The following is a 24,961-nucleotide window of genomic DNA, read 5'->3' on the forward strand; positions in this document are numbered from 1 at the left end:
CTAATTTCAAGCTGTTATTTAGCTTATCTAAGCTTTAATGTCGCCAATCCAAGTAGGACGAGGAACAAAGAAATAATCCAAAAACGTACAATCACTCTCGGCTCCGGCCAGCCCTTCAACTCATAATGATGATGAATAGGTGCCATGCGGAAGATGCGCTGTCCACGCAGCTTATAAGAGCCAACTTGTAGGATCACCGATACCGTCTCCATCACAAAGACGCCACCCATAATCACCAATAAGATTTCTTGACGAACCAACACCGCAATTGCGCCTAAAGCTGCACCTAGCGCTAAAGATCCAACATCACCCATAAAGACTTGCGCTGGATAAGTGTTAAACCACAAGAAGCCTAGGCCTGCACCAACAATTGCGGTACAAACAATCACAAGCTCACCCGCACCAGGCAAGTAAGGAAGATGTAAGTAGCTAGCAAACTGAACGTGACCAGACAGGTAAGCAATCAAGGCAAATGCTGCCGCGACCATAACCGTCGGCATAATCGCCAAACCGTCGAGACCGTCAGTTAAATTCACTGCATTGCTTGAGCCCACAATAGTGAAATAAACCAGCACGATAAAGAAGCCGCCAAGCTGAGGCATAATATCTTTAAAGAAAGGCACGACTAACTGGGTTTCACCCGGGCTTTGTGCTGATGCATATAAATACACTGCTATAACTAGTGCAGCCAAAGATTGCAGTAAGTACTTCCACCGAGCAATTAAGCCTTTAGTGTCTTTACGCACCACTTTACGGTAATCATCAATAAAGCCGATTAAGCCAAAGCTACCTAATACAAACAGCACTACCCATACGTAACGGCTACCAAGATCGCCCCACAACAACACACTAATAAACACACCGGCAAGGATCAATAATCCCCCCATCGTTGGCGTGCCGCGTTTGCTAAAGTGCGATTCAGGACCATCATTGCGCACGACTTGGCCAATTTGCATTAGCTGCAGCCGAGCAATCATCTTCGGTCCCCACCAAAGACTAAATACCATTGCCGTCATCAAGCCTAAGATTGCTCGAAAGGTGACATAAGAAAATACGTTAAACCCACTGTAAAACTGGGTTAAATACTCAGCCAGGTAAACCAGCATTAAACAAACTCCCCGCGACCATAGGCCATTGTTAAAGCTTCTACTACACGTTCCATTCTCGCACTGCGAGAACCTTTCACTAGCACTGTGATTTCAGCCGGTAACTCATTAATGTATTGAATTAATCCTGCAACTAAATCATCGATATCGTGATAGTGAGTGGAACCAAAAGCATGACTTGCACCTTCGCTTAGCGTACCGACACAAAACAGCGCGTTAACGCCTTTGGCCTTGGCTAATTCCCCAAGCTCACAATGCAAAAGGGCGGCATTGTCGCCTAATTCACCCAAATCGCCCAGCACTAAACAGCGATTTCCTTTAATTTCTTGAAGCCAGTCAATTGCAGCCCCCACTGAAGCCGGATTTGCATTGTAACTGTCATCAATCACTGTCACTCGTCCAAGTTGACTTGGCAGCATACGTCCTTTTACAGGTTGTAGCTGACTAAGTCCTTGGCAGATCTCAGCTAAAGACAGATCCAGTGCAAGGCACATGCTTGTAGCGGCCAATGCATTTGACACCTGATGACGTCCCGCTAACGGCAATTTAACTCTATGTACTTCTGCACCGTAGCAAAGGCTAAAGGCATAACGTCCATAGGCGTCAGCCATCAAATCTGTTGCAAAAACATCAAGATCTCTCGACGTTTCATTTTTAACGCCAAAACATAACTGCTTAACATGGCTAGACGCCTGAAGCATGACATCAGCAAATGCATCATCGGCATTAATCACCGCGGTGCCACCAGTGCCAATATGGTTAAAGATCTCAGATTTGGCCTTAGCCACGCCCTCTAAAGAACCAAAGCCCTCAAGGTGAGCCGACGCCACGTTATTGACCATGGCAACACTTGGCTTAACTAAGCTAGAGGTATAATCAATCTCACCAGCATGGTTTGCTCCGAGTTCAAATACGCCAAATTCATCACCCGCTTGTAACCTTAATAGGGTCAAGGGCACACCAATTTCGTTATTGAAATTGCCTGCGGTATAAAGCACTTGATGTTTCTGCGTCAAAATTGTCGCAATCATCTCTTTTACGCTGGTTTTACCGTTTGAACCGGTTAATGCCACACAAACTGGGGCAAGCTTTTCACGCACATATGCACCAATCTCACCCATCGCCTTTTGACTATTACTGACGATAAGCTGGCTGGCATTTATCGGCAACTCACGCTCAACCAGCAACGCATTAGCACCCGCGTCGACTGCAGCTTGTGCAAAAACGTGGCCATCAAAATTCTCGCCTTTCAGTGCCACAAACAGGGTTTGGCTGTTTACTGCACGACTGTCGCTTGAAACGCTATCTATCAGCACGTCGCTGCCAACAAGTTGACCATTTAAGCGGCTCGCTAGCTCGGCCAAAGAAACGCTAATCATGCTTCACCTTCTGCAATGGCTCTTGTAAATGCTCTTTCATCGTAATTCAATCTTGCACCATTAATCTCTTGATAGGTTTCATGACCTTTACCTGCTAGCAATACCATATCGCCCGCAACTGCCTGAGCCACAACTTCTTTAATAGCCGCTTGACGATCAACTTGTGTTAACGCGTCTTCAGGCCGCTGTAGCCCCGCTAAAATATCGGCAATAATTGCATTCGGATCTTCACTGCGCGAGTTATCGTTAGTCACCATCACCTTATCGGCAAACTGCTCTGCACTGGCGGCCATCATAGGGCGCTTGCCCTTATCTCTGTCGCCACCACAACCGAACACACACCAAAGCAGGCCTTTACAATGCACTCTGAGCGCTTTTAGCGCCTGCTCAATAGCATCTGGAGTGTGGGCATAATCAACCACCAATGTGACGCCATTTTTAGTGGTAAAACGCTCCATACGACCTGCTACCGGCTCCAGCTTTTCTGCTAGTGCCACCAGCGCATGCATATCTTCACCGAGTAGGTAAAGCGCGCCTAGGGCTGCTAATAGGTTTGAGAGGTTAAAGTCGCCGAGTAACGGAGAGTTAAGCTTGGCCTCACCCGTTGGCCAAACCAAGGTGCATGACACGCCACCATCATGAAAATGACAATCTTTGCTATAAATGGCAGCCTTGGCATCCGCTTTGATACTAAAGCCGATAAGCTTGTCTGACGCTAGCTCTGCAAGCCAGTCTCGACCTAAGGCATCATCACAATTAATTAAGCCCGCGCGTAGGCTGGCAAATTGGAACAAGCGCTTTTTGGCTGCACCATAGGCATCCATGGTGTGATGATAATCTAAGTGATCACGACTTAAGTTGGTAAATACCGCCACATCAAATGGAACCGCCTCGACCCGCCCTTGCACTAGACCATGGCTAGAGACTTCCATTGCGCAGGTATCGGCGCCGCGTTGTTCAAAATCTTGCAACTGTTTAATAAGCGTGATGGGATCGGCGGTGGTGTTGCCACTATCAACAAGTTCGCCCCACAAACCATTACCTAAGGTCCCCATCACCGCAGTTGTTTTACCCTGCAATAATTGCAACTGTGCCACTAGCTGAGTCACAGAGGTTTTGCCATTAGTCCCTGTCACGCCAATAATTTGTGGGCGCGATTGCGACAGTGGATAAGCTTGCGCAGCCAAGGCTGAAATTTGTCTATTCAGCTGGAAAAATAGGATCTGGAGCCCAGCCTCATTGATAACCTTACCGTGCTCATCGGGTGAGTCGGTATGCACTAAGGCTGCGACTGCACCGCGCTCAAAGGCTGCAGTAATATATTTGCGACCATCGACTTGATAGCCTGGAATAGCAACGAACAGGTAGCCAGCTTGTACAGCACGGCTATCTAGTGTGAGCTCCAAGAAGTCTTCGGCTCCCGAATAATGGAACCATGGCGCTAATAGATCGCGTATTAGCATTATTCAACACTCCTAGAATTAGCAGCTAAACGGACCTTTTCACGATTTGAAATAGGCTCAACATTTAGCATTTGTAAAGCACCTGACATGACCGCGGCAAAAACGGGCGCCGCAACATCGCCGCCATAATAGCGATCGCCTTTTGGCTCATTCACTACAACGGCAATGGCGAGTTTAGGATTGTGCACAGGAGCAACGCCGGCAAATAACGCTACGTAGTCTTCGCCATAACCACCGGCTACCGCCTTACGTGCAGTACCGGTTTTCCCCGCTACTGGATAACCTTCAATATGGGCCTTACGCGCGGTGCCACCTTTTTCTGTCACTCCAACCAACATCTCCATGACACCTTGTGCCACTTCAGGAGAAAGCACTTGGGTACCTTCAGGCTTTTGTTTTAGTTTTAAAATCGAAACTGGGTACAGTACGCCCTTGTTGCCCAAAATTGAGTACATTCTTGCAAGCTGTAGTGGTGTGGCCATTAAGCCGTAACCAAAAGACAAGGTCGCACGTTCAAACTCAGACCAACGACGACGGTCGTGAATAAGCCCGGCACTTTCACCTTCTAAATTTATTCCAGAATAATTACCCAGCCCCATGGTTTGGTAGGCGCCTAATAGTTCCTGCACAGGCATAGATAACGCAATCTTTGTCATACCCACGTTACTGGAATGCACCAAAATGCCACTCAGGGAAAGATCGCCATAGTTTCGACCGTCACGGACGATTTTACCGCCGATGCGCATACGACCAGGATTGGTCTTAATAATCTGATCAGCCTTAATGGTGCCAGCTTCGAGTGCCGCTGCGACCACAAATGGCTTGATAGTAGAACCAGGCTCATAGGAGTCAGTTAGGGCGCGGTTACGCATACGATAACTTTGCAGGTTTTCGCGTGAATTAGGGTTGTACGATGGCGTGTTAGCCATTGCCAATACTTCACCGGTATGCACATCTAACACCACGATAGAACCTGATGTTGCTTGGTTAATCTCAGTGGCTTTTTTAAGCTCGCGATAGGCAAGCTGTTGAATGCGTTGGTCAATACTTAGCACTAAGTCATTAGGGCTCTCGCCCTCCTGCACCATATCAAGACGCTCGACGACATGACCGTCACGTGACTTTCGTACTTTTTGCTTGCTCGGCGTGCCAGTTAGCCAGTCGTTATAGCTATTCTCAAGCCCTTCAATGCCTTTATCATCGATATTGGTGATACCTACTAACTGCGCCGAGATCTCACCGGTTGGGTAATAACGACGTGATTCAGGCTTAAGGTAAACACCCGGTAGCTTTAACTGTTTGATATAGTCGGCAACCGCTGGAGTCACTTGGCGTTTAAGGTAGGTAAAGCGTTTACGAGGATTAGACTGAACACGTTTAAGAATATCTTCTTTTGGCTCATGCAAAACATCCGCTAATGCTTGCCAGCGGCGCATATCAGCAAAACCATTCTTGTCATGAACCACTTTAGGATCGGCATATACCGCTTTGACCGGCACACTCACCGCGAGCATCTCACCATTACGGTCGGTGATGAGGCCACGCTGCACTTCACGACTCGTGGTGCGCAGTGTACGCATGTCACTTTGGTGACGTAGCATTTCAGGCTCGATGATTTGAATATAAGCAGCTCGGCCAACCAAACTGGTAAACAGCAGGCAAACAAAAGCCACCACGACGTATAAACGCCATTGGATTAACTGTGGTTTTTGTTTACGCTTTGCCTGTTTGCTCATGGCACTCTTACGACAACCTCATCTTTTGGTAGCGGACGATTCATATTAAGCTCTTTAGTCGCTATGCGGGTTATACGGCTATGCTCAGACCGTGACTGCTCTTCTAAAAGCAAGTTACGCCATTCAATATCTAGCCTGTCTCTTTCTTGTAATAACTGATCCCACTGGCTGGTGTACTTTCGTCCTTCATGACTGGTGTACACCACCGCAATCGCATTTAGCATCACCAACAATGCTAAGATCATGACCCATTTGTGATGCCAAAGATCTAGCAACACGATTCGAGTTAAATTCAATTGCGATTTACTCACGCTAACCTCTAGCTCTCTTACACTTCGTAAGGTAAGCGTTGGGCAATACGCAGCACCGAGCTACGTGCTCTTGCGTTACGCTCAATCTCTTCTGCTGAAGGCTTAATCGCTTTACCAACGCCCTTGAGCTTACGTGACTTATTAATCTCTTCTTCAGTAATAGGCAGGCCATGAGGTACGCTTTCGCCTTGGCTATTACGACGAATGAAGCGTTTTACCATACGGTCTTCAAGCGAATGGAAGCTGATCACTGACAAGCGACCTTCTGGCGCTAACACGGTTAATGCGCCTTCTAGAGCCTGGTCAATTTGCTCTAGTTCACTGTTGATATAAATACGGATAGCTTGGAATACGCGAGTAGCTGGATGCTTATTACGCTCTTTGTTCTTAGTGATTCGAGCGATTAAGTCCGCAAGCTCTTTGGTGCGCAAAAAAGGGGCTTTCTCACGATCGGCTGCGATACAGCGAGCAATATGGCGCGCATTTTTCTCTTCGCCATAGGTTTTAAACACCCACGCCATATCTTCGATTTCGGCGCGAGCAATCCACTGGGCTGCAGTTTGTCCCTGAGAGTTGTCCATACGCATATCTAATGGGCCGTCTCTTAAGAAACTAAAACCACGTTCCGCATCATCGAGCTGAGGCGATGAAACGCCAAAGTCCAACAACACGCCATCAATTTTGCCTTTCAGGCCTAACTCTTCTACATAGTCTGCCAACTGGCCAAAACCACCATGCACAATTTGAAAACGGCTATCATCTTTAAACTGCTGCGCCGCTGCGATCGCCTGCGGATCACGATCGATAGCAATCAATCTTCCATTCGGTCCAAGTTCTTCAAGAACTTTTCTAGAATGACCACCACGACCAAATGTGCCATCGATATAGATGCCATCAGGTTTTATGTTTAAGCCAGCAACTGTTTCCGTTAACAGGACTGATAGGTGTTCAAATTCTTGTGTCATGGGTTTCTTCTACTTTTAAGTATCACTCGCTAAAGTGAAAAATCTGCCAAACGTTCGTTAGCAGCCAAATCTTCATTAAGAATCGCTAATCGACTCTGCTCAATCTGTTGTTGCCATGCCGCTTCGTCCCACAGCTCAAACTTGTTGAGCTGACCGACTAACATCGCCCGCTTATCTAAGTTGGCATATTGACGTAAAGGCGTTGGTAACAGCATGCGACCGTTACCATCTAATTCACATTCGTGGGCGTATCCGAGCAACATGCGTTTAATTGCTCTTTCGGTAGGCTGTGTGTCGGAAAGTAACGCGAGTTTAGCTGCAACTTTGTCCCACTCTTGAATGGGATACAGCAATAAACAAGAGGATTGAATATCTACAGTGATCACAAGTTGACTATTATGGCAGGCGTGCAGCGGCTCACGGTATCGCTTTGGTATTGCGATCCGTCCTTTTGTATCAAGGTTTATAGCGCTGGCTCCAGAAAACACCTTATTGTCATCCCTGTTATTCTATAAATTACCCACAAATATCCACATTTCCCCACAACAGCTAAGTTTAGGGATAGAACGCAAGACTTGTCAAGGAAAGCCGCTTATTTAAGATCCAGCAACCAAGCGGGTTAGCAGCGCATTTTGATTAAAATAAAATGAATAAGCCTACTAGGGATTTAAGTGGGGATGCTATGTGACTTCTGGGCTAAAAAGTAGGAAAAACAGACAGAAGACAGGGGGGCATTGACCGCATTTAAAGCCCATTGTGGATATTTCCCCCATAAAATTGACGTTAACGCAGATGACCTTATTCAAAATTGCCAGATAAAAGCACAGTAGCATCGAGATGACTTAGCTTTAAATTAATCATAATTAACCAAATTGGTTGCAAATTACGCCTCCAATACAGGATAAATTTGCTCACCTCAAAATAAAGGCTAAATTTTAACCAGCTCATGCCGATAAATGGATAATCACATTTAATGCTGGGGTGCCAAATGATTAGTCTAGATAGTGTATATGCCATGCTTGCTAAGCCGGTCTTATCGAAGCTAAAGACTAAGGAAAAAGTAAAGCGTATCGATAATAGTGCTGCAATCAGTGCCGATAGCCATGAGCCGCCACAGTCTCAACTACCGCCTCACCTAGAAAGGCGCTCTTCAAGCGATGATAGGCGCAAAGATCAACAAATTGCTTACCAACTCGACCCCAGCCTAGAGAGAAGAAAAGGCGCAAGCAAAGACCGCCGAGCTAAAGAAGCACAAGATAATCCAGAAGAACTGACTCTGCCGCAAATAGCTCAATCAGCTGAGGCGACTCATTCTAACCAGCCAACTCATTTTAACGAGCCTGCTAGCTCAACAGAGTCTGAACCCGCAACAAAACAGAGTGAGTCGATCCACACTAAGATCGACATCAATGTATAGCTTTGTGGTTAGTGGTTATCGCTTAGCGGATCCGAGCCACAGCATCTTGCCAGCCTTGATATAAGCTATCGCGTTTTTGTGCCGTGATCTGTGGCGTAAAGCTACGCTCCACTCCTGCTTTCAGCTTTAGCTCATCAGTTGACTCCCAAAACCCGACCGCCAATCCCGCTAGAAATGCGGCCCCCATGGCCGTGGTTTCAGTTAAATCAGGCCGCTGAACTTCAACATTGGTAATATCTGACTGAAACTGCATTAAGAAATCGTTCGCTACCGCACCGCCATCGACTTTAATCTGCTTAAGCTCAACATGACTATCTTTAGCCATGGCATCAAGCAAATCACGACTTTGATAAGCTATCGCTTCAAGTGCGGCCCTAATGATATGGTTACGATTAGCGCCCCGAGTTAACCCCACTAAGGCGCCCCTCGCGTCTGGATCCCAGTATGGCGCGCCCAAACCGACAAACGCAGGAATTAAATATACCCCATGGGTATCTTCAACTTTAGAGGCAAAGTATTCGGTATCTTGTGCATCACGAATAAGCCCCAGCTCATCTCTAAGCCATTGCACTGTGGCGCCGCCCATGAAAACCGAGCCCTCTAGCGCGTAATTCACCTCACCATTAGCACCAATGGCTATAGTGGTTAATAGCCCATGCTGTGACTGAACGGCCTCAAGACCGGTATTCATTAATAAGAAACACCCGGTGCCATAAGTATTTTTTACCATCCCCTCTTCAATACAAAGCTGACCAAACAATGCCGCCTGCTGATCGCCAGCCATACCTGCTATAGCAATATGGCTACCTTCACCCACGATACGAGTATGACCGTAAACAGCCGAAGAAGGTTTGACCTCTGGTAAAATTGAACGCGGAATATTGAGCGCCTTAAGCAGAGTCTCATCCCACTCTTGGGTGTGAATATTAAATAACAGGGTGCGCGATGCATTCGTTGGATCGGTGACATGGGCTTGTCCCTCGGTGAGCTTCCACACCAGCCAGGTATCAATCGTGCCGAATAGCAACTCACCTTTTTCCGCGCGCTCCCTCACTCCTGCTACATTATCCAGAATCCACTTAATTTTTGTGCCAGAGAAATAAGGATCAAGCAGTAAACCTGTTGCTTGCTTAACATAATCTTCCAGCCCCTGTGCTTTTAAGTCATCACAGATAGCTTTACTACGACGGCATTGCCATACAATTGCATTGTAAACCGGCTTGCCTGTCGCTTTATCCCATATCACAGTGGTTTCGCGCTGGTTGGTAATGCCGATAGCGGCAACATCTTCACTATGAATGTCAGCTCGCGCTAATGCCTCAATGAGTGTCGAACTTTGCGAAGCCCAGATCTCCATCGCGTCATGTTCAACCCAACCCGGTTTTGGGTACATCTGACTAAACTCACGCTGGCAGCTAGCGACCATATTGGTATTGTGATCAAACACGATGGCTCGAGAACTGGTAGTACCTTGATCCAGTGCAATGATGTATTTCTTTGACACGTATGCTTTCCTTATTGACGCGTTTCTTTTAATAGGCCGATCTCTGGCTGAACAATGCCTGGCTCGCTGTTCTCTACCCATGTGGTTTGATCACAAGCATGGGCAGGGTAATACCAAACCGCACTAATTTTATCGCCCGATAACTGATAAACACCAAGGCTACACTGACTACTTTGCTCACCTTCATGGCTCCAGGTCACCTCTTCAACGGTACTGACATAATTTGCCGACACGACTATCTGCCTCAATGTGGCATGGGCGTCAGTTAGACTGGAAAAATAGTCCGTCATAGCCGCCCCCAGCTCATGCTGAGTCGCTGTTTCAACATCCATTTTAGTGCCCGATAAATTAAACCAATGCACATTAGGCGTAGTATGTTGCAGTAACTGCTCGACACTATGATTATTAAAGCCTTGAATAAACTGTTTTACGACTGTCACAGAATCGGGCTGTTGAGCTTCAATCGCTAAAGTATTACTAGCGCTAGCCAGTGGCGATACGCTCATCAATGCTGAACCGATAGCCAGTAACCAAATCTTGGGTTTCATGGTGAACCTCTTATTTATTTTTATGCTTTTGGGCAGTGGGTTGAATAACGCACTACAAGGAGACCTTGTAGTTATCATCATCTAAATGTGCTTCATTCTTTTTTACCACGAAACTGACCGCTCATCCAACTCAGCAGTAGTTATACCCATCAGTATAAGAAAGTGCTCGACTCAGTATGTTGTTGACAAACGAATTAAAGGCCAATAAATGATGCTATTGTTGACCGCGCTCTACATGCAAGTGCTCCCCGGCAAAGTCATTTAACTAGAAGTCATTTAACGTAAAAGTCGGCAGCGAAATGTTCTAACAAAAAGCCTCGCATAGGCGAGGCTTTAAATTAAAACTGTCAGGGCTAAACACCTTAATTGTGGCTAAGGTAAGTCCCGTACTAGAGGCTACATTAGAAGCGGTAAGTCGCCTGAACACCAACTAGAATGATGTTGCCGCTAACCTGACCTTCGAAAGTACCGCCAAACATAGCAGAGTCAGCTTCATGTTCATGAATTGGAGACTCATCAGCAAAGATGTAAGTTGCACCAAAATCGAAATCTAGGTTGTCGCTATACTGGTAACCATAACCCACGCTCAACCATAAACGGTCAACTTCAGGAATTGTGGTTGTACGATTAGCATCAGACACTGCAGCTTGGTCGTAAGCAACACCTGTTCTTAGCGTTGATTTTTGTGACAACTGGTAAGTTGCACCAACGGCAAAACGGTAGTTGTCTTCCCAGTTCTCTTGCTTAACTAGAATAGGATTGGCAGAGATCTCTGGGATCATTGCTTCTAGCTTTTCAAACGAACTCCAATCAGTCCAGTTAACACTTGCGTGGATAGCAAGTTTCTCAGTCAACTGATGGAAGCTAGCAATTTCTGCTGTAGCTGGAAGTGCAAGCTCCATTGATCCATCATAATGACTAGAAGGTGCTTTACCTTGCATTAGCATTGCAACGTCAAAACCTAGACCTTTAGCGTCGCCTTCAAGGTTTTGCTCTACTTCAGAGCGGTAGTTAAAACCGATACGGTTATCGGCGTTAATCTGCCATGCACCACCTAACTGCCAACCCCAAGAGATGTCATCGCCTTCCATATACTTAAGCGTCGAGCCTGCAGGCACGATTGTTCCTGTTGGAGCCTGAGCGCCGAAACTTCCTTCACCAAGAACCAAACGCACACCCGCACCAACACTGAATTGCTCGTTTATGCGATATGCAACGTTCGGGTTGATTTCGATTGCCATAATCGAAGCTTCATTACCAAACTGAGTCGCAAGGAAGTCATCATCTAGTTCAGTCGCCATACCGAAGTTACTGCCAACGGCTAAACCAAGGAACCATTGGTCATTTAACTGATGAGATACGTAGAAGTTAGGAACTACGGCATCGCCAGCGATATCTTTTGCTGATGATGGTGTTGTAACACCATTTGATGTGACGTAACCATCGACATCAATATCTGGCATAACCAATATCGCACCCGTGCTAAGTTGAGTGCCTTCTAAATAGGTAAGCATCGCAGGGTTACGAAATTGCGCAGCAGCGTTATCGGCCATGGCTGCTTCACCAGCATACGCACGACCCAACCCAGTTGCAGAGTATTCAGCTAATTGAAAACCAGCAGCTTGAACCTGTGTAACCGTCCCCAAAAGTGCTGTACTCACAGCAAGAGTTATTAAACGCTTATTCATTTGTTATCTCTAATTATGTTAACAAGAAGTAGAGTATTAACTCCACTTTTTAATGTCGGCGATTTTACAACTGCAGAATATCTTTTCAAGTACTTTATAAAAAACAGCACAAAACACTGGCAAAAATAACGTCAGGCAGAATAAATATAGAAGAGATCACACTTTAAAACATAAGAACTGTGCCAGCATCAGGGGTTACCGTCGCTGAATGATATTAATGATTGGTTACACGCCGAGGAAATAAACTTATTAATCATAAGGATAGAACCAAGATATGGCGCGTACGAATGTACTCTACAAATTAAGCCAAATAGTAGTGATAATAACTGGCACATTTATAAGATCAGATTCATTCAGACGGGGATGCACAAGCAAATAAAACAAAAACAGCAACTTAACTTATATAGCAAAGGCTAAATTAAACAAAGCCATTTAGAAAAAAATCTAAATGGCTTCAGCAAAACTCAATAATGGTACAGCTGTACGCTAATTTTTAGACGCTATTTTAATGTGTTTAGACTCTCCAAGATGGAATGTTAGCTTCATAATTAGCAATCGTATCGGCATGTGACAGGGTTAGCCCAATCGCATCTAATCCATTTAATAAATTGTGTCTTGCCGACTGAGCAATATCAAAATGGAATACCGCGCCTGAAGGACTGGTCACGGTTAAAGCCTGAAGATCAATACCGATCTCCGCCCCTTCTTCAGCTTCAACCTCAGCCATTAGCTGTTTAACTTCTGCGTCAGCGAGCTTTACCGGCAACAAACCATTATTAATAGAGTTACCATAAAAGATATCGGCAAAGCTTGGCGCAATAATCACTTTAAAACCAAAATCAGCCAATGCCCATGGTGCATGCTCTCGGCTTGAACCACAGCCAAAGTTTTCCTGCGACACCAAAACTGACGCCCCCTTATAGCGAGGCTTATTCAAAGTAAAATCAGGATTTGGCTTATCGCCTGCATCATCTAGATAACGCCAATCATGAAATAAATGAACACCAAAGCCGTCTCGGGTCACCTTAGACAAAAATTGCTTAGGGATGATCTGGTCGGTATCGACGTTTGCACTATCTAAGATAACCGCAAGCCCCGTATGTGAGATAAATGGTTGCATGCTGCTCTCCTAGTATGGTTTACGAATATCAACAAAATGACCCGCAACCGCTGCGGCGGCTGCCATAGCTGGACTCACTAAGTGAGTACGACTACCTCGTCCTTGTCGACCTTCAAAATTACGATTACTGGTCGAAGCGCAGCGATCGCCTGCTTCTAACTTGTCATCGTTCATTGCTAAACACATAGAGCAGCCTGGTAAGCGCCACTCAAAGCCTGCATCTAAGAAGATCTTATCTAAGCCTTCTGCTTCTGCTTGCTCTTTCACTAGACCCGAACCCGGCACGACGATGGCTTTAACACCGTCAGCCACCTTGCGACCTTTAGCATGCACCGCTGCTGCGCGTAGATCTTCAATGCGAGAGTTGGTACACGAACCGATAAATACCTTATTAATGCTGACATCGGTCATTAAGGTGCCCGCGGATAAATCTACGTACTCTAGCGCTTTCTCAATGCTGGTTTTGACCGTAGGGTTGCTTTCTTGAGCGGGATTAGGAACCAGTTGATCGATCGCCACGACTTGTCCAGGGTTAGTGCCCCAGGTTAATTGTGGTGCAATATCTTTAGCTTCAATCACTACGGTCGCGTCAAATACGGCATCGGCATCAGTTTTTAGCTGACTCCATGCATTAACTGCTTGCTTCCAGCTTGTGCCCTTAGGTGCAAACTCACGACCCTCTAAGTACTCAGCTGTTGTGGCATCGGGTGCTATCATGCCTGCTTTGGCGCCCATTTCGATGGCCATATTACAAACTGTCATGCGGCCTTCCATCGTTAAGGCTTCAATCGCTTCACCGCAGAATTCGACCACATAGCCTGTACCGCCATCCATACCAATTTTGCCAATAATGGCCAGCACGATATCTTTAGCCGTAATGCCATCAGCAACATGACCGCGCACTTCAATCTTCATCGTCTTAGCTTTAAGCTGGCGCAAAGTTTGCGTTGCCATCACATGCTCGACTTCAGAGGTTCCAATGCCAAAGGCCAGCGCACCAAAAGCGCCATGGGTTGCAGTATGTGAGTCGCCACATACAATTACGGTACCCGGCAAGGTGATACCTAGCTCTGGGCCCATCACATGTACAATACCCTGGTTTTTATGGTGAATATCATAAAGACGTACACCGAACTCTTTACAGTTACGCTCTAGGGTTTCAACCTGCGTGCGCGCCATTGGGCTTAACGCATCTAAACTGGCACTCGTGGTGGAGGTATTGTGATCCATCGTCGCGAAGGTTTTTTCTGGTGCACGTAATTTACGCCCAGCCACTTTTAGCCCACTAAAGGCTTGAGGAGACGTCACTTCATGCACTAAATGCCGATCTACATAGATAATTGGCGCCTCACCTTCGGCTGTAAACACAATATGGTTATCCCATACCTTTTCATATAATGTCTTAGCCATGACTACACTCCTTCTCGCACAAGCTTGGCAATATAATCACCCATCTCGCTGGTTGATTTAGCGTTGTGGCGATCTTCAGTAGCAAGTAGCTCACCAGTTAGGTAACCGTCACTCAATGCCTGACCGACTGCATTTTCAATCGTTGTTGCCGCCTCTTCTTGCTTTAGGCTATGACGCAGTAATAATGCAGCCGAAAGAATTTGCGCTACTGGGTTAGCAATGCCTTGACCAGCAATGTCAGGTGCACTACCACCAGCAGGTTCATACAAACCAAAGCCTGAGCTATTCATGCTAATAGAGGAAAGTAAGCCCATCGAGCCTGTTAACATGGCAATTTCATCAGAGATGATGTCGCCAAAAAGGTTAGAGCACAGCATGACGTCAAATTCATCGGGACGACGGAGTAGTTGCATGGTCGCGTTATCGATATAGATATGTTCTAGCTCTACATCTGGAAAGTCTTTAGCAACCTCTTCAACCACTTCTCGCCATAACACTGAACAAGCAAGTACATTGGCTTTATCGACAGAGGTGACTTTCTTACGACGCCCTTGCGCGGTTTCAAAGGCGATTTTTGCAATGCGTCGGATCTCTTTGCGGCTATAGCGCATAGTATCAAACGCTTCTTCGTTTTCGCCTTCACCTTGGCGCCCCTTAGGCTTACCAAAATAGATCCCGCTTGTTAACTCGCGAACACAAACCACATCGAAACCACGAGAAGAGATATCACTACGCAGCGGTGACATATGCTCAAGGCCTGCGTGTAATTTGGCTGGGCGCATATTACAGAACAGCTCAAAGTGGCCGCGAAGTGGTAATAAGGCACCACGCTCAGGTTGATCGTTTGGTGCTAAGTGTTCCCATTTAGGACCGCCTACTGAACCAAATAGTATCGCATCAGCAGCTTCACAGCCTTTTAGGGTTTCTGCAGGAAGTGGGCAGCCATGATTATCAATAGCAGCGCCGCCAACATCGTACTCAGAATACTCAATAGAAAGTGTAAAACGTTGTTCAACTGCTTTTAACACCTTACGTGCTTCAGCCATCACCTCTGGTCCAATGCCATCTCCGGCCAGTACTGCAATCTGATAACTCATACTTCGGCTCACTCCTGTGGTTTATTCTTCAATTTGTTCGTTAAACTTATTCTTACGCTCAAACACCTTAGTGTCGATTCGATGGCTTACACGCCACCGAGCTCTCTCTTGTTCTGTTGAATACGCTGTTTGCAATCAGCCACTTTATCGGCGCGCCATGTCAGGTTCATCACATGAATCAAGGCCTTGGCAGAAGCTTCAACAACGTCGGTTGCCAGACCCACACCATGGAAATTTTGCTCACGGTATTTAGCGGTAATATCCACCTGGCCTAATGCATTTTGCCCTTCGCCTTTTGCACTTAGCTGGTAACTAGTGATATTGGTTTCACAGCCACTGGCACGGGCAACCGCTTTATAAGCAGCATCAACCGGACCGTTACCTGTCGCCGCCTCGGTAATTATTTCACCATTAACAGCCACTTTTACCGTCGCAGTGGCACTGCCTTCGGTTGAGTCTGAATGCACCACTAATTGCTGCAGCTTAAAATGATCATCGGCTTCAGCTTGCGCCTCCATAAAGGCTAACGCTTCTAAGTCATAATCAAACACCTGCCCCTTTTTATCTGCTAACGCCAGGAAGTCTTCATACAATACGTCCATATCGTAATCTTGCTCACCATAACCAAGCTCGCTCATGCGGTGCTTAATAACGTGGCGGCCAGAGCGTGAGGTCATATTTAAGTTATTACGATTAAGACCAATACTCTCAGGTGTCATGATCTCATACGTGTTTTGCGCTTTTAGCATGCCATCTTGGTGAATGCCTGATGAGTGAGTGAATGCATTCGCGCCAACAATGGCCTTATTCGCCTGCACCGGCATATTACAAAGTTGGCTCACTAAGCTAGATGTACGGTGGATCTCTTTGGCATTAATGCCCGTTTCCAAGCCTAACTCGCCCTTACGAGTTGATAGGATCATGGCGATCTCTTCTAATGAACAGTTACCCGCGCGTTCACCAATACCATTTACGGTACATTCAATTTGTCGTGCACCGTGCTGCACGGCAGTAATAGAATTGGCTACCGACAACCCTAAGTCGTCATGGCAATGCACTGAGATCACCGCCTGATCAATATTGGGGACGCGGTTAAACAGCGTTTGAATAATGCCGCCAAATTCGCTTGGCACCGTGTAACCAACCGTGTCAGGAATATTAATCGTGCGTGCGCCAGCCTTAATCGCCTCTTCCACCATACGGCACAAGTTATCGATAGGTGTGCGCCCGGCATCTTCACAGGAGAACTCAACATCATCGGTAAATCGGCGCGCGTATTTAACCGCCCCAACTGCCATCTCTAACACCTGGTCAAACGAGCGCTTTAACTTACTTTCGACGTGAATGGTCGATGTCGATATAAAGGTGTGGATGCGAAACTGATCCGCTACTGACAAAGCCTGGGCCGCCGCATCGATATCTTTTTCTAATGCTCTGGACAAAGCACATACGCGACTATTCTTAATCGTTCTTGCAATTGTTTGCACCGACTCAAAATCACCCGGTGAAGAAACGGGAAACCCCACCTCCATCACGTCAACGCCTAAACGCTCTAACGCTAATGCAATTTGAAGCTTTTCTTTAACCGTTAAACTTGCTGCTAATGCTTGTTCACCATCACGTAAGGTGGTGTCAAATATAATCACTCGGTTAGACATCTATCTTCTCCATTGAACATCATTGTTCAGTTATGCGTTCACGTTGCTATTTGGCGTTTAATAGCGATTGCTTTAAATACAAAAAACCCCGCGTCTTGGCGGGGTTTATTAATGCAGGCTTATTTTTAAGCGTATAGCACTAAGTCCTCCGCGCAGATCCTGCGAGAATGAGAAAAAGGAGTCCTAGTAATACACGGGTATATATCATCACGTTATTAACCTACTTTCTATTTGTTACGATTTTATATTCACCATAACTAGATAAATATTCCCAACACCATAGCGGGTTCGGTTAATTTTTAACGTGCATACGCATCAGTGTCAACCATAAATTAGCTTACTTCAGTTATTTTCAGGCTAATTATCGCTCTTAAAAGCGAAATAAAAGACAGTAATCGGCGTAATAACATGCAAGAACACGTTTTTATCGCAAAAAAGCAGACATATAATTAACCTGTCGCAATATTCTCGCGTCACAAGCTTTTTTATGCATATTTCATTTAGATTCGCTATAATGCGGCCTTATTCGATGGAAAGTGGGTAAGGGTTACCCTTGGAGCGTTTTAAAATGGATTTTCGTATTATGATCCTCAGCTTTACGCTGTGGCTTTCACCTGCGTATTCATTAACCCTAGAGCAGCTAGATCAGCTTAATACCACTGTCTATCAGTATCCCAGCAAAGCATTAAATACCATCCACGACATCGAACAACAACTCCACGCCTATTTAGACCCCCAAGTTTTACAGCTGCGAATGAGCGCATTTAAGTGTGAAACCTATCTGCAGTTAGGGGAAAATGCAGCCGCAATTAACTTAGCGCGATTTAACGAAGCCAAAGCAAAACGCCTGAAGCTAGATGAAGCAAGACCTTACTTTCTCAACTGTATGGCCCAAGCATACGTTCACTATGGTAATTACCAACAAGCCCTGCCGTTAATTCATTCATCTATCACCATGTCTCGTCGCCTAAAACAACCCCAGGCCTTGATTAATGGCTTATGGCTCAGAAGTCAGCTTGACGCTAAGGTTCAGCATAACGACACCGCTATTGAAGACTTACGTCTAGCGTTAGACCTTTATCCACAAGTTAAACAGCAAGATCAGCAGTGGCTACTCACGCCTATCGCCTACTTAAATGCATCCATGGCTAAGTTACTGATAGAAGAAAATGAACCCAAAGAAGCAAAGGCCTTTTTAGACAAGGCGCTCAAAGATGTTAATTCAGCAGGAAAAATAGCGCTTAACCTGGCAATTGATGCCGCTAACCTAGCCCAATCTAATCATCAAGCTAAGTTAAGGGATCATTACGTTCAGGTAGCACGCAGCAAGCTCGCAGAACTTGGTAGCCCTTTTGAACTAGCCAAGGCCTATATGCAAATTGCCTTTATTGATTTTAGTAGCGGTAAATATAGTAGTGCCGAACAACTGCTTCAATTAAGCATTAACACGTTTAAGAAAGAGTCTAACGCGAGCGCAACCATTAGCGCTTTACACCTATTAGCTCAGGTTAATTTGGCTCAAGGTCAAGAGGAGTTAGGCTTAGAGCAGATGAATGAAGCCATAGCGATTGCTCAACAAAAAAATCTATATACTGATCTAAAATTTTGTTATGCCGTGTTAGCTAAATACTTTGCCGAGAAGAAAGATTTTGCTTTAGCCTACGATTACCAGCTTAAGCAGTTCCAAGCTACCGAGAATGAAACTCTATTTATCCAAAATGTTTGGTTATCTCATTTAAAATCAGACTTAAGCCGCCAACAACAGGCCTCCGAACATCAGCAAAGTATCAACGCAGCAGTCGTACCCAGCCAATTAATTTCAGGTCAATTCTTACCAATTGTATTTATTCTTTTCAGCTTAATCATCTTTATCGCCTGGTATCACAAACAAACACCAAAAACATCGCCAACCTCTAAAGAGCCGACGCCGATAAAGCCTAATGCGACCGGCAAGCAAAAAATGGAAGATTTACTGAGTGTCAGTAAACACGCACATTATCCACTGTCATTGTTAGTGCTCGACCCTAGTGGCGTGTTAAACAGTGATATGCCGATTATGATTGAACAACTAAAGACGAAGTTAAGAGAGCAAGATCAGCTGTTTTTACAATCTGAGCAGCAGCTGTTAATCATGTTACCCCATACTTCAGAGGCTGCCGCGATTAACGTCATCGAGCAGCTCTCCGGCACCATGGCGGTATGGCAAAACAACAGCAAGGTCAACATTGGTCTTGCCAGCATGCAGCAGTTTGATAACTTACAATCTATGATAAAGCGCGCCAATGTTAGCCAACTTAGACGACTCATTCCTGTCACTAACAGCCGCTAGACTTCAACCCTTCAAACATTGCAATAAATTGTCCTAGATAAGCTCAAAGGCTGATTAGCCTTCGGCAAGATAATCCGCTATTTCATCTAAGAACTCGCCACCAAACCGTTCAAGTTTACGCTCACCAACACCGTTTACCGCCAACATTTCTCCAGGACTGGTTGGTAATATCGCCGCCATCTCAGCCAGAGTTGCATCGTTAAACACCAAATAGGGCGGTACATCTAACTCTTCGGCTAGGGTACGGCGCAGTAGTTTCAACCTTGCAAATAACTTGCGGTCGTAATTCAGCGGCGCACGGGAGTTATTACTGCGGCGCTTAGTGGTTTGAATAACAATTCTAGGCTCAGCAAGTAATAGCTCCACTTCACCTTTAAGCACTGCGCGTGCAGATGGGTTTAGGGTAACAGAAGAGCCTCGGGTGATATCTTGATTCGCCAGCCCTAAATGGATCAGCTGCCTTATCACACTGAGCCAATGCTCGTGGCTTTTCTCTTTACCAATGCCCCACGTAGATAACTTGTCATGTCCACGTTCAATCACATTCGCCGACTTTGAACCACGCAGCACGTCAATAAGATGATTAATACCAAAGCGTTGCCCAATACGGTAGATACAAGACAACACTTTTTGAGCATCTTGAATGCCATTGTATTTTTTGGGCGGATCTAAGCAGATATCGCAGTTACCACAGGCCTTTTGCGCACTTTCATCGAAGTAATGCAGTAGCACCTGGCGACGACAAGTCTGCGCCTCGGCAAAGGCTGCCATGGTATTAAGCTTATGAAACTCGACTTGCTGCTGCGGACCAGGCTCTGACTGCTCGATTAAGTGCCGCACCCGGCCAATATCGGCAGGGTCAAACAGCATTAATGCTTCAGAGTCCAGCCCATCACGCCCTGCTCGTCCGGTTTCTTGATAATAAGCTTCTACACTCTTGGGAATATCGTAATGCACCACATAGCGCACGTTAGATTTGTTGATCCCCATGCCAAATGCCACAGTTGCAACCACTATGTCTAACTGATCTTTTAGAAATCTATCTTGTACATCTGCTCGCTCTTCTTGCGTTTTACCCGCATGGTAAGCTTCGGCTTGATGCCCTTGCAGACGCAAGCGCTCAGCGACCTCATCAACCCGGCGACGGCTACTACAGTACACAATGCCACTGGTGCCGTTTTGTGCATCAACAAACTGACGCAACTGATTTGCTGCATTGAGCTTTTCAGCCACGGTATAGCGAATGTTAGGTCGATCAAAACTGGTTAACAGTGAATGTGGCGTTATGGTTAACCGCTCACAAATATCGGCTCGAGTCGCTTTATCGGCTGTCGCAGTCAGCGCCATGATGGGGACTTGCGGAAACTGCTGACGTAATCGGCCTAACGCGGCATATTCAGGTCTAAAGTCATGGCCCCACTGCGAGATACAGTGCGCTTCATCGATAGCAAATAGCGATACATTAAGCTCATGCAATCTGTCGATAAAACTTGCCTGCAGTAAACGCTCTGGCGATACGTACAATAACTTCAGCTCGCCATAACGCATCTTCTGCAAAACTTGCAGACTCTCTTCTCTTGGTTGAGAGGAGTTTAAGTAAGCTGCAGATACACCCGTTTGAATAAGGCTATCAACCTGATCTTTCATTAAGGAGATCAGGGGGGAGACAACAACTGTCAGACCAGGCATGATTAATGCTGGTAATTGATAACACAGGCTTTTACCACCGCCAGTAGGCATGATAACTAAGCAATCTTGTCCCGCGCAGATCTGTTCAATAACCTCTCGCTGCCCCTCTCTAAAAGTACGGTAACCAAATACCGACTGAAGGGTGGAAGATAATTGATCGACCGAATTATCGAGCGCAACCGGATCCATAGTAAACCTGTATTAAAAATAGGGTCGACTATTCTAATTGAGGCGAGCGACATTGTCTCTCTCGATTCTCGCTAATGAATAAAATTTGAGCTTGCATCACCCCATCCATTAGCGATAGATTAAATACTCTAAAGTGGCCAATAAGATTTCCAATCAGCAAACAAGGATGCAAGATGAGTCAGCTTATTCAACAAGAGACACTACGAAGAGTCGCTGAGATTTTTGACAAGCACGTGCCCTTTCATAACCTGCTTGGTATGGATATCAAGCGATATGATATGGACGGTGTAGAGATCCAGGTGACCATGAAACCTGAGCTGATTGGCAATATTCATCAGCAGATCCTTCATGGCGGGGTTACGGCTACAGTCCTTGATGTCGTCGGCGGCCTCACAGCGTTTTCAGGGTTAGTAGCAAGCCGTGACGACTGGAGCATTGAAGAGTTAGCACATCGTATTAAAACGTTAGGCACAATCGATCTTAGAATTGACTACCTTCGACCTGGCCGTGGTGAAATATTTACAGGGACAGGCACAGTGATCCGCGCAGGTAATCGTGTATCAGTTTCAAGAATGGAACTGCATAACGAAAAAGGCGACCATATTGCTTTTGGCACAGGCACTTATATGGTTGGCTAGACGTTAAACCAGACATTAAATAAAAACAAATCACTCGCTTAGCTTTAAGTGGCAGCTAAAGTTTCCTAGCTGTCAAATTCACACAACAGCAAGCCACTCCAATAAAGCCGCCCACCCGCTTGAGTCTATTGCTTAGCAAGACTACAATCAGCGGCTACTTTCCTATTTAGTACATTCCAATGCAAGAAACTGAATACCGTAAAGGCATACTGTACGCCATTTGCGCCTATACCCTTTGGGGGTTTGCCCCGATCTATTTTAAGTTACTCGGCGATGTTCCTGCATCTGAGATCTTGCTGCACCGAGTGATCTGGTCATTTTTCTTTGTGACAATATTAATTGCACTGTTCGGTGGTTTTGCCCGCCTGCGTCACTTACTTAAACAGCCAAAGCAACTCGCGGTACTTTGTGTCACATCAGTACTGATTGCCGGTAACTGGTTACTGTTTATTTGGGCGGTCAATAACGACCATATGCTCGATGCCAGCCTAGGTTACTTCATTAACCCGTTAGTGAACGTTAGCTTAGCGATGATATTTCTCGGTGAGCGCCTACGTAAACTCCAGTGGGCCGCTGTTGCTCTTGCGGCAACTGGCGTGATGATCCAGCTGATCTCATTTGGCTCAATTCCATTGGTATCACTTGGTTTAGCTTGCTCGTTTGCATTTTACGGTTTACTGCGTAAAAAAGTGAATGTCGACGCCAAGACTGGCTTATTGGTAGAAACCGCTATTTTGATGCCAATCGCGCTAATTTTCCTGTTTACCAATATGGGCGATTCATTAACTCATCTGCTCACTAACGACTGGCATTTGAATCTACTGCTAGTGGCAGCCGGTATCGTCACCACGATTCCTCTATTGTGCTTTGCCTCCGCGGCGGTGAGGATCCCCTTTTCAATGCTAGGATTTTTTCAATACATAGGTCCAAGTATCATGTTTGTGCTAGCAATCAGCTTATTCAATGAACCATTCGATGCCGAAAAAGGCATTACTTTCGCGTTCATTTGGGCAGCATTGATATTGTTTACTACTGATATGTTTTATAAAAGAAAAGCTAAGAAATAAGCCGTCTTGAATCTTAAACAAAAAAGCGAACCTGAGGTTCGCTTTTTTGTTTAGTGGGGCCATTGATTATCGATAAAGCAACATATCAGGCTCTTTTAAGCTCAAAATCAAAGGGTCACGTTCTAAGAGTGGACTCACAACTCCAAAGCCAGGATTTTCGATTTTCGTTGGTAGTTATACAGCTGCTTTTTCTTCTCAGGTAACTCATCAACCTCAACGATATTAAAGCCATGCTCTAAGAACCAATGAATACTGCGAGTCGTTAAGGCAAACAAGCGCGAATAGCCTCTCACTCTTGCCTGACCAATAATATTTTGTAGCAACAAGCTGCCTCTATCGGCATCACGGTAATCAGGGTGCACCACCAAACAAGCAAACTCCCCCGCATTATCCTCCTCGAATGGATAAAACGCAGCGCAACCGATCACTAAGCTATCGCGCTCAATCAGCATAAATTGCTCTATCTCCATTTCAAGCTGCTCACGTGAACGTCTGACCAAAACTCCTTTTTGCTCTAATGGACGAATGAGATCTAACACACCACCGATATCGCTAATCGACGCTCTACGCAAGCGTTCGGCACTTTCAGTCACAATCTGAGTACCAATGCCATCGCGAGAGAAAAGCTCTTGTAGCAAGGCTCCGTCATCGAGGTAGCTAACAAAGTGGCAGCGGCTCACGCCATTACGACACGCATCAATGCTTGCCTGCAAAAAAGCTTTTGTTCCCACGCACAGTGGCGTGACTTGTGACAGGTTATTTAAAATAGTTTGCGCATCTGTCGGCATCAATTCGGCGATGACCTGACCGGTCTCATCTAAGATACCTTTCTGCGAGCTAAAACCTATCATCTTATCCGCTTGAAGCTTGATGGCTATCTGGGTAGCAACCTCTTCAGCTGTAAGATTAAAACTCTCCCCCGTCACAGAGGCGGCGACAGGCCCAAGCAATACGATACCGCCATTATCAAGCTGACGTTTCAAGCCTTGACTGTCAATTCGGCGCACTTTACCGCTGAGGCAATAATCGACGCCATCTTCAACTCCTAGCGGTTGTGCAATAACAAAGTTGCCACTAACAACATTGATCTGCGCACCTTGCATAGGCGTGTTACTTAAACTCATCGACAAGCGCGCGGTAATGTCGAGATGTAAGCCACCAACAACCTGCTTAATCACCTTAAGAGCATCTTCTTCCGTAACTCTTACACCATTGTAATATTCGGCAGGCAGACTGTATTGCGCGAGGGCTTCATCAATTTGAGGCCTAGCACCATGCACCAAGACGATTTTGATCCCTAGGCTATGCAGCAATGCAATATCGTTGATAATGGCGCGAAACTGTTTCTGAGCTAAGGCTTCACCGCCCAGCATCACAACAAAGGTTTTGCCCCTATGGGCATTAACATAGGAAGCGGAATGACGAAATCCATCAACAAGTTCAGTGGTACGCACGCTAGAATCACCTCAAGAGTAAATATACATTCATCTGAATAACAGAATTTAGTAACTTCAAGAGATAGTATTGCATTTATATTCATTTAAAAAGCATTTATTTTCAATTTAACTGTTTATTTTTACATTAGGGTAAAGTACGTCTGGCAGGCATAAATTGGTGTTATTTGTGCTAAGGCTATTAAGTAAAGCC

At 45.7% G+C, this 24,961-nt stretch carries 20 protein-coding genes; 4 read left to right on the forward strand and 16 right to left on the reverse strand.

The window, feature by feature from the left end; all coding sequences use genetic code 11:
- Positions 1-23 precede the first annotated feature (23 nt).
- The 7 genes from mraY to mraZ are packed head-to-tail and all read right to left on the reverse strand — an operon-like array spanning position 24 to position 7,448.
- Positions 24-1,106: a phospho-N-acetylmuramoyl-pentapeptide-transferase gene (gene mraY, locus ACVBIU_RS07820; protein WP_447162402.1), complete on the reverse strand. Its 1,083-nt coding sequence runs from the start codon at positions 1,104-1,106 to the stop codon at positions 24-26.
- Positions 1,106-2,485, reverse strand: coding sequence for a UDP-N-acetylmuramoyl-tripeptide--D-alanyl-D-alanine ligase (locus ACVBIU_RS07825; protein WP_447162401.1), 1,380 nt, complete (start codon positions 2,483-2,485; stop codon positions 1,106-1,108). Before ACVBIU_RS07825 ends, mraY begins: the two co-directional genes overlap by 1 nt.
- On the reverse strand, positions 2,482-3,948 hold the full coding sequence (murE, locus tag ACVBIU_RS07830; RefSeq protein WP_447162400.1) for a UDP-N-acetylmuramoyl-L-alanyl-D-glutamate--2,6-diaminopimelate ligase: 1,467 nt from the start codon (positions 3,946-3,948) through the stop codon (positions 2,482-2,484). The genes ACVBIU_RS07825 and murE overlap by 4 nt, the downstream gene beginning before the upstream one ends.
- Positions 3,948-5,684 (reverse strand): peptidoglycan D,D-transpeptidase FtsI family protein, encoded by a 1,737-nt coding sequence (locus ACVBIU_RS07835; RefSeq protein ID WP_447162399.1) that lies wholly within the window; start codon positions 5,682-5,684, stop codon positions 3,948-3,950. Before ACVBIU_RS07835 ends, murE begins: the two co-directional genes overlap by 1 nt.
- Complete coding sequence (gene ftsL / locus ACVBIU_RS07840) at positions 5,681-5,995, reverse strand: cell division protein FtsL (RefSeq protein WP_447162398.1); 315 nt, start codon at positions 5,993-5,995, stop codon at positions 5,681-5,683. The genes ACVBIU_RS07835 and ftsL overlap by 4 nt, the downstream gene beginning before the upstream one ends.
- 17 nt (positions 5,996-6,012) lie before the next feature.
- Positions 6,013-6,960, reverse strand: coding sequence for a 16S rRNA (cytosine(1402)-N(4))-methyltransferase RsmH (rsmH, locus tag ACVBIU_RS07845; RefSeq protein ID WP_447162397.1), 948 nt, complete (start codon positions 6,958-6,960; stop codon positions 6,013-6,015).
- A gap of 29 nt (positions 6,961-6,989) precedes the next feature.
- A complete protein-coding gene (mraZ, locus tag ACVBIU_RS07850; RefSeq protein WP_447162396.1) occupies positions 6,990-7,448 on the reverse strand; it encodes a division/cell wall cluster transcriptional repressor MraZ in 459 nt (152 codons plus the stop codon).
- Positions 7,449-7,948: 500 nt separating this feature from the next.
- Here mraZ and ACVBIU_RS07855 point away from each other — a divergent pair, with 500 nt between their 5' ends.
- Positions 7,949-8,377 (forward strand): hypothetical protein, encoded by a 429-nt coding sequence (locus ACVBIU_RS07855; RefSeq protein WP_447162395.1) that lies wholly within the window; start codon positions 7,949-7,951, stop codon positions 8,375-8,377.
- Positions 8,378-8,399: 22 nt separating this feature from the next.
- On the opposite strand, the gene glpK is transcribed toward ACVBIU_RS07855, so the two are convergent.
- From glpK to leuA, 7 genes are all read right to left on the reverse strand, one after another.
- The gene (gene glpK / locus ACVBIU_RS07860) at positions 8,400-9,881 is read right to left on the reverse strand and encodes a glycerol kinase GlpK (protein WP_447163453.1); all 1,482 of its coding nucleotides are present in this window, start codon (positions 9,879-9,881) and stop codon (positions 8,400-8,402) included.
- An 11-nt stretch (positions 9,882-9,892) separates the two neighbouring features.
- Positions 9,893-10,429, reverse strand: a complete 537-nt coding sequence (locus ACVBIU_RS07865) for a nuclear transport factor 2 family protein (protein WP_447163454.1) — start codon at positions 10,427-10,429, stop codon at positions 9,893-9,895.
- Between the two features lie 401 nt (positions 10,430-10,830).
- Positions 10,831-12,117: an outer membrane protein transport protein gene (locus ACVBIU_RS07870; protein WP_447162392.1), complete on the reverse strand. Its 1,287-nt coding sequence runs from the start codon at positions 12,115-12,117 to the stop codon at positions 10,831-10,833.
- Between the two features lie 514 nt (positions 12,118-12,631).
- Positions 12,632-13,237, reverse strand: a complete 606-nt coding sequence (gene leuD / locus ACVBIU_RS07875) for a 3-isopropylmalate dehydratase small subunit (RefSeq protein WP_447163455.1) — start codon at positions 13,235-13,237, stop codon at positions 12,632-12,634.
- A gap of 9 nt (positions 13,238-13,246) precedes the next feature.
- Entirely contained in the window at positions 13,247-14,647 is a 1,401-nt protein-coding gene (leuC, locus tag ACVBIU_RS07880) for a 3-isopropylmalate dehydratase large subunit (protein WP_447163456.1), read from the reverse strand.
- A gap of 2 nt (positions 14,648-14,649) precedes the next feature.
- Positions 14,650-15,744: a 3-isopropylmalate dehydrogenase gene (gene leuB, locus ACVBIU_RS07885; protein ID WP_447162389.1), complete on the reverse strand. Its 1,095-nt coding sequence runs from the start codon at positions 15,742-15,744 to the stop codon at positions 14,650-14,652.
- Positions 15,745-15,830: 86 nt separating this feature from the next.
- Positions 15,831-17,402 carry a 2-isopropylmalate synthase gene (gene leuA, locus ACVBIU_RS07890; protein ID WP_447162388.1) on the reverse strand — a complete coding sequence of 524 codons (1,572 nt, stop codon included), beginning with the start codon at positions 17,400-17,402 and terminating at the stop codon, positions 15,831-15,833.
- Positions 17,403-17,970: 568 nt separating this feature from the next.
- Here leuA and ACVBIU_RS07895 point away from each other — a divergent pair.
- Positions 17,971-19,731, forward strand: coding sequence for a tetratricopeptide repeat protein (locus ACVBIU_RS07895; RefSeq protein ID WP_447163457.1), 1,761 nt, complete (start codon positions 17,971-17,973; stop codon positions 19,729-19,731).
- Positions 19,732-19,785: 54 nt separating this feature from the next.
- On the opposite strand, the gene recQ is transcribed toward ACVBIU_RS07895, so the two are convergent.
- On the reverse strand, positions 19,786-21,609 hold the full coding sequence (gene recQ / locus ACVBIU_RS07900; protein ID WP_447163458.1) for a DNA helicase RecQ: 1,824 nt from the start codon (positions 21,607-21,609) through the stop codon (positions 19,786-19,788).
- 173 nt (positions 21,610-21,782) lie between these two features.
- Here recQ and ACVBIU_RS07905 point away from each other — a divergent pair, with 173 nt between their 5' ends.
- Together ACVBIU_RS07905 and rarD are read left to right on the forward strand one after the other, a co-directional pair.
- Entirely contained in the window at positions 21,783-22,247 is a 465-nt protein-coding gene (locus tag ACVBIU_RS07905) for a thioesterase family protein (protein ID WP_447162385.1), read from the forward strand.
- 179 nt (positions 22,248-22,426) lie between these two features.
- The gene (rarD, locus tag ACVBIU_RS07910; protein WP_447162384.1) at positions 22,427-23,314 is read left to right on the forward strand and encodes an EamA family transporter RarD; all 888 of its coding nucleotides are present in this window, start codon (positions 22,427-22,429) and stop codon (positions 23,312-23,314) included.
- 134 nt (positions 23,315-23,448) lie between these two features.
- On the opposite strand, the gene argA is transcribed toward rarD, so the two are convergent.
- Positions 23,449-24,768 carry an amino-acid N-acetyltransferase gene (gene argA / locus ACVBIU_RS07915; RefSeq protein ID WP_447162694.1) on the reverse strand — a complete coding sequence of 440 codons (1,320 nt, stop codon included), beginning with the start codon at positions 24,766-24,768 and terminating at the stop codon, positions 23,449-23,451.
- Positions 24,769-24,961: the final 193 nt, after the last annotated feature.

The sequence above is a fragment of the Shewanella sp. 30m-14 genome (assembly GCF_052977125.1).